We start from the raw sequence: 7,491 nt of genomic DNA on the forward strand, positions 1-7,491 counted from the left end.
GACCTCGTCCTTCACGCCCTGGTCCTGGCCCCAGGCGCCCATGACGAAGGCGTCGTTGACCGAGACGCACGCGATCTTGTCGACGCCCTTGGCCTGGAGGTCGGCGGCCTTCTCCTTGAAGCCCGGCAGGTGCTTGGCCGAGCAGGTCGGGGTGAAGGCGCCGGGCACGGCGAACAGGGCCACGGTCGTGCCGGCGAAGAAGTCGTCGGTCTTGACCTGCTGGGGACCGTCCTCGGTCATGGTCATCAGGGTGGCGGAGGGGATGCGGTCGCCGACTTGAACGGTCATGGGAGGATCTCGATCAGTTGCCCGACCGCCACGCGCGGCCGCAGGTGAGATAGGCGCGCGCCGTCCGCGCGCCAAGGCGCCTTGAAGCGGTCGCCGTCCGCAACCATCATCGAAGGGTGACCGAGACCTCCAGCCTTGTCGGACGCCTCCTGCTCGCCATGCCGGGCATCGGCGATCCTCGCTTCGAGCAGGCCGTCATCCTCGTCTGCGCCCATGACACCGACCACGCCATGGGCATCCGCCTGAACGAGGCGGCCGAGGACCTGCCGCTCGGCCTGCTGTTCGAGCGGCTCGGCGTCGAGGGACGGCCGGTTGATCCGGCGCAGGCCGTTCTGGCGGGCGGGCCGGTCGAGCAGGAACGCGGCTTCGTGCTGCACACCGACGACCATTTCGACCGAAACGCGTCGCTGGCCGTCGGCGGCGGGCTGGCGATCACCGCCACGCGTGAGGTGCTGAAGGCCATGACCGACCCGATGACCGCGCCGCGCCGTTCGGTGCTGGCGCTGGGCTACGCCGGCTGGGGCGAAGGCCAGCTGGAGGACGAGCTGCGCGAGAACGTCTGGCTGACGGCCGAGGCCCACGACGACATCCTGTTCGACCAGGATCACGACACCAAGTGGGTGCGGGCGCTGGCGCGGATCGGCGTGGACGCCGCGCACCTGTCCGGTCAGATGGGCCGGGCCTGAGGCCTAGCGGCTGCGCGCCTTGATCGGCGCATAGCCGTCCGCGAGGCTCTCGTTGAGATAGACCTCGGCCTCCTGCGCGGCGAGCGCGGGCGCATAGCCGAAGCCCTGACCGTAGTGGCAGCCGACGGCGAGCAACTGGCTGGCCAGTCCGGCGTTCTCGACGCCTTCGGCCACCACCTCAAGCGACAGGTCGCGGCCCAGGTTCACGACAGAGCGGACGATCTTCGCCGAGCCCTCGTCCTGGGTCATGGTCAGCACGAAGTAGCGGTCGATCTTGAGCGTGTCGAAGGGCAGGCGGGCCAGGTAGCTCAGCGACGAAAAACCCGTCCCGAAGTCGTCGAGCGCGAGCGAAGCGCCGGCCTCCCGCAGTTTCTGCAGGGTCACCGCCGCGCGATTGGTGTCGCGCATGATGTCGCTTTCGGTGACTTCCAGCTTCAGCGCGCCGGGGCGCAGGCCAGTCTCGCGGATGATCCGGGCCACGTCCTCGACCAGGCCGTGACGCTCGATCTCGCCGGACGACAGGTTCACGCTGACGAACAGCTTGCCCGAGGTCGGGTGTCGGTCGAGCCACTCGGCCAGCTGACGCGCGGAGGTGCGCATCATCATCAGGCCAAGTTCGTTCATCAGGCCCATCTCGGCCGCGAGCGTCAGGAACTCGTCGGGTGGCACCAGGCCCCGCTTGGGATGCCGCCAGCGGGCCAGGGCCTCGAAACCGGCGACCGCGCCGTTCGCGAGGTTCACGATCGGTTGATAGAAGGGCTCGATCTCGCCGCGCACGAAGGCGTTGCGCAGGTCGGATTCCAGCGCCAGGCGGGACAGGCTGTCGCTTTCCAGCGCGCGGCCGTAGGCGGCGGCGCCGCCGCGTCCGGCGGCCTTGGCCTGTTCAACAGCCAGTTCGGCGCGGCGAAGCAACTCCATGGCGTCCGGCGCATCCGGCCCGCCCTCGGCGCGCACGGCGCCGATGGACAGGGTCGGATAGATGTCGAAGCCCGCGACCCGGAGCGGCTGCTCCAAGGCCCCGCGCAGCCGGTCGGAGGGGCGCACAGGGCCCGATTTCACCAGGATCGCGAATTCGTCCTCGCCGACCCGCGCCGGCAGACAGTCCGGCGAGAAGGCCGACTTCATCCGCGCCCCGAGCGCGGCCAGCACCATGTCGGCCCGTTCGTGACCCAGCGCCTCGTTGAGTCGGCGCAACCGGTCGAGGTCAGCCACAACCAGCTCATAGTCGCCCGGCTGGATCAGCGCCTCGGCGACGCGGACGAGGAACGCCTTGCGCTCGAGCAGGCCCGTCAGGGTGTCGGAGCCGGCGCCGCCGAAGCGGGATTCGACGGCCGCCACGCCGGACGCGCGAAGCCCGTCCTCCAGCCAGACGCCACGCCACAGACAGCTTTCGGCGCCGCGCATCCTAAGGCGAAGGGCGATCTCCGTCCCCTCCGCCTGGGGCTTGAGGATCTGTTCGGCGATGGCGCGATCCTGGGGCAGGGCCAGGGCGGTGAAGGCCGCGCCGGTGCATTCCGGCGCCAGCGGACCCAGTCCCAGCGTGCGGGTCGCGCCGGTGAATCGCATGAGGTTGTCGGAGGGACACCAGGTCCACAGGGCGACGCCCGCCGCCGCCAGGGCTTCCAGCGACGTCGTCGAATCCCAGGCGAGACTTCTGGACCTGTCGGTCAAGCCGCACACCTTGCCCCGGAGGCTACTCCTCCCGTCCGGGCCCCTCACGGACGAGGCCGAACAGGAGATGGTCTCGCCACTCGCCGTTAATTTTCAAATAAGCCCGGGCGCGGCCTTCCAATTCAAAGCCGCAGCGCTGCAGCACGCCGCGCGATCCGGCGTTGGACGGCAGGCAGGCCGCCTCCACCCGATGCAGGTTCAGCCGGTCGAAGGCGAAACGGGTGACGGCCCCCACCGCCGCCGAGGCATGGCCCTGACGCACATAGGGCTGGCCGATCCAGTAACCGAGCGTGCCGGTGTCCGCGACGCCGCGCCGAATGTTCGACAGGGTCACCCCACCGACCAGCACGTCATCCTCGTCGCGAAAGACGAAGAAGGGATAGGCCGTGCCCAGGTCCATTTCACGCGCATAGATGGCGAGGCGGCGCTTGTAGGCCTGACGCGTGAGATCGTCCTCCGGCCAGGCCGGCTCCCACGGCTGAAGAAAATGGCGAGATCGGTCGCGAAGCTGGGACCAGGCGGGATAGTCGCCCTGGCGCGGAGGCCTGAGCGTCACCCCGTCGCCCCTGACGACCAGGGAGGGGTCCGGCGTGATCCAGTCCAGCAGCGCCATGCCTGACGATAACTCAGGCCGCGGCCTTGCCGAACAGGCTTCGTGCGAAGTCCTCGGGCGCGGCGCAGGCGGATTTGGGGCCGACGACCGCCGCGGCGGACCGGCCGAGCTGAAGCAGGCGCCGCGCCACTCGCTTCAGGTCCGCGGTGGCGACCGCCCTGACCTTGGCCGCCGACTCCTCGATCGGGATGGGACGGCCCCAGGTCAGCGCCTGGAAGGCGTGCCGTTCGGCGCGCTGGGCCGGACTTTCCTGGGCCATATAGAGGCCGGCCAGAGCCTGGGCCCGGGCGCGCGACAACTCCGCCTCCGTCACGCCATCGGCCAGCCGCGCGAAGGCCTCGCCCGCCAGCGACGCCATGTCTCCCGCCTTGTCCGGCGCGGTCCCGGCGAAGACGTTGACCAGGCCGAGGTCCGCGAAAGTCTCGAACCCGGCGTCGACCGCATAGGCCAGCCCACGCTGTTCGCGCGCTTCCTGGAACAGCCGTGACGCCATTCCGCCCCCCAGAATCTCCACGAGCAGGGCCAGGGCGGGGGTGTCCGGATCCGCCGACGAAAGCCCGGGCAACTGAAAGACGAGGTTGGCCTGTTCGATCCGGCGAGCGTCGCGCGCCGACCCCCCGACGAAGCTGGCCGGCTCGGGCCTGCCTTCTCCGCCGGACCCAGGCGCGCCGAACCAGCGCTCCGCCAGCCGGAGCAGCTCGCCCTCATCCACCGCGCCGGAGACCGACACGACCATCCGCTCGGGCGCATAGAGGCGGGCGCGCCAGGCCCGCACCGCCTCGCGGTCCGCCCGCGCCAGACTCGCGTTGGACCCGAGGATGGGGCGTCCCAGCGGCTGTCCTGAGAAGGCCTGACCCTGCGCCAGGTCAAAGACGCAGTCGTCGGGCGTGTCGAACGCCTCGGCGATCTCCTGGGCGATGACGTCCTTCTCCCGCTCGATCTCGACCGGATCGAGCGTGGGGCGGAAGATCAGGTCCGACAGGCTGGAGAGCGCCAGCTCCAGGTCCCCCTCGAGGACCCGGGCGTGAAACCCTGTCCGTTCCTGGCCTGTGTCGGCGTTGAGCGAACCGCCGGCGTTCTCGATCCGCTCGATCAGGGCCCGGGCGTCGCGGCCGCCGGCGCCCTTGAAGACCAGATGCTCCAGCAAATGCGACCAGCCAGACCGGGCCTCGTCCTCCCAGCGCGCGCCGCCCTCGACGCTGACCGTGACGGCCAGGGTGCGCAGGCCGGGCATGGGGTCGCAGACGACCTTCAGGCCGCTCGCAAGGACATGCTGCGCGGTCATCGCTTCATCCGGCGGCGGATGAGGGCGACGTAGACGCCGACGAGCGCGGCGGCCAGGCCGAACCAGGTGATGGCGTAGCCCAGATGGTTGTTGCTGAACGCAGCCGGCGGCGCCGACGGCCTCAGCGCCAGCCATTCGGGATTGGTCGAGGTGGTGGCGAAGACGACATAGGGTCCGGCCGGCTCATCCAGTCCCAGCGCCGCCGACATGGCCTGGGGATCGCGGCCATAGAAGTGGATTCCGTGGGGCGCAGGCGTCATCCAACCGGGCGCGGGCGTCTCCCGGAGAACCCCTTCGACGACGAAGGGCGCGCTCGACGCCTCGACCGGGGGCCGGGCCGAGATCTCATCGGCGACGAAGCCACGATCGACCAGGAAGGGAAACTCAAAGCCCGACGGACGGCAGGCCGAGATCAGCCGCACGCCGGCCTGGCCGTCCTCAATGGCGCGCAACTCGACATAGGGCGCACGGGCGATGCCGGGGCACTGCATCCTGACACGCCGGAAATCGGGCTCACCTTCGGCGAAGGCCTGGCTGAGCGGGACCGGCGGCAGGCTTTCGGCCCGGGCGGCCTGATCGATCAGCCGTTCCTTCCAGGAGAGGCGTTGGACCTGCCAGGCGCCAAGCGCGATCAGGACGGCCAGGACGGCGCCGCAGGCGACGGTCAGCACATAGGGAAAGCGGCGTTCAGACATGGCGGCCGCCGGCTCCGTGGTGGAACTGCATCGCCACCAGCACGCCCTTGAACGGCCGCAACAGGCCGAGACAGACGACCACCGTCAGCGGCAGCCAAAGCACGAGATGGATCCAGACGGGCGGCCTGAAGGCGATGGTGACCAGCAGCGCCGCAAACCCCACCAGCGCGCCGGCCACGAGGATGACGAAGACCGCCGGCCCGTCGCCGCTGTCCGCGCGCCTCAGATCAAAGCCACAGACCGCGCACTGTTGGCGGACGCCGAGGAAGCCCTGGAACAGGGGGCCCTGCGCGCAGTTCGGGCAGCGGCCCTTGAGCCCGGCCGCGATGCTTCTCGCGAGTCCCCCGTCAGGAGCCTCAGCCGTGGCTGCCTCCCCCGAAGGCGACGTAGACGAAGGCGAACAGGAACAGCCACACCACGTCGACGAAGTGCCAGTACCAGGCCGCCGCCTCGAACCCGAAGTGCTTCTGCGGGGTGAACTGGCCGGCCAGCAGGCGCAGCAGGCAGACGGTCAGGAACAGGGTCCCGATCAGGACGTGGAAGCCGTGGAAGCCCGTGGCCATGAAGAAGATCGAACCGTACAGGCCCGAGTTGGCCGACTCGTCGCTGAAGAACAGGCCTTCATGCAGGATGTGGTTGTACTCATAGGCCTGCACCGCAGTGAACAGCACGCCCAGGGCGACCGTCAGGATCAGGCCCAGCTTGGCGGCCTTGCGGTCGCCGACCTGCAGGGCGTGGTGGGCCCAGGTCACGGTGGTGCCCGACAGCAGCAGGATCACGGTGTTCAGGAACGGCAGGTGCCAGGCGTCCAGGGTCTCGACGCCCTGCGGCGGCCAATGGGACCAGGCGTTGCGGACCTCCTCGATGGACGACAGCGTCCGGTGCTCGTTCCAGAGCGCCATTTCGAAGAACATCCAGAAGAAGGCCGCGAAGAACATGATCTCCGAGGCGATGAACAGGACCATCCCGTAGCGCAGGCCGATCGACACCACCGGGGTGTGGTCGCCCTGGCGGCTTTCCTTGATGACGTCGCCCCACCAGCCGAACATCGAATAGAGCACGCCGGCGAAGCCCGCGAAGAAGACGTAGGACGTGCCCGACGGCAGGCCGAACAGGCCCTTCATCCAGATCACGGCGCCCATGAACATCACCGTGGCGGCGATCGAGGCGACCAGCGGCCAGGGGCTGGGATTGACCAGGTGGTAGTCGTGGCGAACGGCGTCTTGGGCCATGGTCTCTCTGGGGGTTGGAATCCAGTGGGTCGGCTATAGCGAGGCGGGCGCGGCTTCGCCAGAGGCAGCGAGCGCCTCATCGAAGCCTTCGGCCGGATAGAAGGTGTAGCTGAGCACGATGTCGCGGATTCCGCGGCCTTCGGGCTCGGTCTCGATGGTCTCGTCGATGAAGTACTGGATCGGGAACTCCATCGTCTCGCCGGGCTGGAGCGTCTGGGCCTCGAAGCAGAAGCAGCGCAGCTTCAGGAAGTAGGGCCCGGCGGATTCCGGCACGACGTTGTAGGCGGCGATGCCGGCCACGGGACGATCCGAGGTGTTGGTCACCCGGAAGAAGGCCAGCTTGCTCTCGCCCACCCGCACCGTCTGGCTGACCTGCTCGGCCTCGAAGGTCCAGGGCAGGCCGTTGCGGACATTGGTGTCGAACCGCACGGTGATCTCGCGCTCGAGGATGCGGTCCGGCGCCTGGGTGGCCCGCATCGTCGTGCCGTCGAAACCCGTCACCTGGCAGAACAGCTGATAGAGCGGCACGGCGGCGAAGGCGGCCCCGGTCATGCCGGCCACAACCGCCACGCAGATCAGGGCGACCCTGGTGTTGCGGTTCATCGGCGGCTCACCCCGCGCCCTGGGCGATGTTCGAGGTCAGCCGCAGCACGGTGATGACGAACACCAGCACCACGAACAGCACCAGCGCCCCTGCGATGGCCCAGTTGCGGCGTTTGCGGGCCGCGATTTCTTCCGGCGTCATTCTCAGGCTCCGAGGGTCAGGCCCTGCTCGGCCAGGAGGGCGGCGAACAGGGCGAACAGATAGACGATGGAATAGGCGAACAGGTTGCGCGCGGCCTTGGCCTCGGCGCGGACGTCATAGAGGGCGGCCTCGCGGCCCACGGCCTCGGCCTTGTCGGGCGTGTCGCCGGCGCGGCTCATGAACAGGCGCGCGGCCAGCAGCAGGAACAGCGCGCCGCCGGTCGCCGACACCGCGAGATAGATCAGGCCGCCCAGGCCCACGAAGGCCGGCAGCATC

General features: G+C 69.4%; 10 protein-coding genes and 1 pseudogene. 1 reads left to right on the top strand and 10 read right to left on the bottom strand.

Annotation, left to right across the window (positions count from 1 at the left end; translation table 11 throughout):
- Positions 1-288 (bottom strand): peroxiredoxin (locus tag Q0M60_RS00680; RefSeq protein WP_296814653.1); only part of this gene is annotated, 288 nt, incomplete at its 3' end.
- Between the two features lie 158 nt (positions 289-446).
- Here Q0M60_RS00680 and Q0M60_RS00685 point away from each other — a divergent pair.
- On the top strand, positions 447-974 hold the full coding sequence (locus Q0M60_RS00685) for a YqgE/AlgH family protein (RefSeq protein ID WP_296814674.1): 528 nt from the start codon (positions 447-449) through the stop codon (positions 972-974).
- A 3-nt stretch (positions 975-977) separates the two neighbouring features.
- On the opposite strand, the gene Q0M60_RS00690 is transcribed toward Q0M60_RS00685, so the two are convergent.
- The 9 genes and pseudogenes from Q0M60_RS00690 to Q0M60_RS00730 all read right to left on the bottom strand — a co-directional run.
- Positions 978-2,645 carry a bifunctional diguanylate cyclase/phosphodiesterase gene (locus Q0M60_RS00690; protein ID WP_296814656.1) on the bottom strand — a complete coding sequence of 556 codons (1,668 nt, stop codon included), beginning with the start codon at positions 2,643-2,645 and terminating at the stop codon, positions 978-980.
- Between the two features lie 22 nt (positions 2,646-2,667).
- Entirely contained in the window at positions 2,668-3,258 is a 591-nt protein-coding gene (locus tag Q0M60_RS00695; RefSeq protein WP_296814659.1) for a GNAT family protein, read from the bottom strand.
- Between the two features lie 13 nt (positions 3,259-3,271).
- Entirely contained in the window at positions 3,272-4,543 is a 1,272-nt protein-coding gene (locus tag Q0M60_RS00700; RefSeq protein ID WP_296814661.1) for a pitrilysin family protein, read from the bottom strand.
- Positions 4,540-5,238, bottom strand: a complete 699-nt coding sequence (locus tag Q0M60_RS00705) for an SURF1 family protein (RefSeq protein ID WP_296814664.1) — start codon at positions 5,236-5,238, stop codon at positions 4,540-4,542. The genes Q0M60_RS00700 and Q0M60_RS00705 overlap by 4 nt, the downstream gene beginning before the upstream one ends.
- The gene (locus tag Q0M60_RS00710) at positions 5,231-5,566 is read right to left on the bottom strand and encodes a DUF983 domain-containing protein (RefSeq protein WP_296814676.1); all 336 of its coding nucleotides are present in this window, start codon (positions 5,564-5,566) and stop codon (positions 5,231-5,233) included. Before Q0M60_RS00710 ends, Q0M60_RS00705 begins: the two co-directional genes overlap by 8 nt.
- Before the next feature lie 28 nt (positions 5,567-5,594).
- Entirely contained in the window at positions 5,595-6,470 is an 876-nt protein-coding gene (locus Q0M60_RS00715) for a cytochrome c oxidase subunit 3 (protein WP_296814666.1), read from the bottom strand.
- A gap of 33 nt (positions 6,471-6,503) precedes the next feature.
- A complete protein-coding gene (locus tag Q0M60_RS00720; protein WP_296814668.1) occupies positions 6,504-7,073 on the bottom strand; it encodes a cytochrome c oxidase assembly protein in 570 nt (189 codons plus the stop codon).
- 7 nt (positions 7,074-7,080) lie between these two features.
- Entirely contained in the window at positions 7,081-7,215 is a 135-nt protein-coding gene (locus Q0M60_RS00725; protein WP_296814671.1) for a hypothetical protein, read from the bottom strand.
- 2 nt (positions 7,216-7,217) lie between these two features.
- Positions 7,218-7,491, bottom strand: a pseudogene (locus Q0M60_RS00730) (protoheme IX farnesyltransferase); the annotation flags it as partial.

Source organism: Brevundimonas sp., assembly GCF_024711105.1.
GTDB lineage: Bacteria > Pseudomonadota > Alphaproteobacteria > Caulobacterales > Caulobacteraceae > Brevundimonas.

What these genes read in the sequence shown, in the direction of transcription:
- Q0M60_RS00720 (WP_296814668.1), bottom strand. Translation starts at nt 7,073, where the DNA reads ATGAACCGCAACACCAGGGTCGCCCTGATCTGCGTGGCGGTTGTGGCC.
- Q0M60_RS00725 (WP_296814671.1), bottom strand. Translation starts at nt 7,215, where the DNA reads ATGACGCCGGAAGAAATCGCGGCCCGCAAACGCCGCAACTGGGCCATC.
- Q0M60_RS00685 (WP_296814674.1), top strand. Translation starts at nt 447, where the DNA reads ATGCCGGGCATCGGCGATCCTCGCTTCGAGCAGGCCGTCATCCTCGTC.
- Q0M60_RS00700 (WP_296814661.1), bottom strand. Translation starts at nt 4,543, where the DNA reads ATGACCGCGCAGCATGTCCTTGCGAGCGGCCTGAAGGTCGTCTGCGAC.
- Q0M60_RS00715 (WP_296814666.1), bottom strand. Translation starts at nt 6,470, where the DNA reads ATGGCCCAAGACGCCGTTCGCCACGACTACCACCTGGTCAATCCCAGC.
- Q0M60_RS00705 (WP_296814664.1), bottom strand. Translation starts at nt 5,238, where the DNA reads ATGTCTGAACGCCGCTTTCCCTATGTGCTGACCGTCGCCTGCGGCGCC.
- Q0M60_RS00695 (WP_296814659.1), bottom strand. Translation starts at nt 3,258, where the DNA reads ATGGCGCTGCTGGACTGGATCACGCCGGACCCCTCCCTGGTCGTCAGG.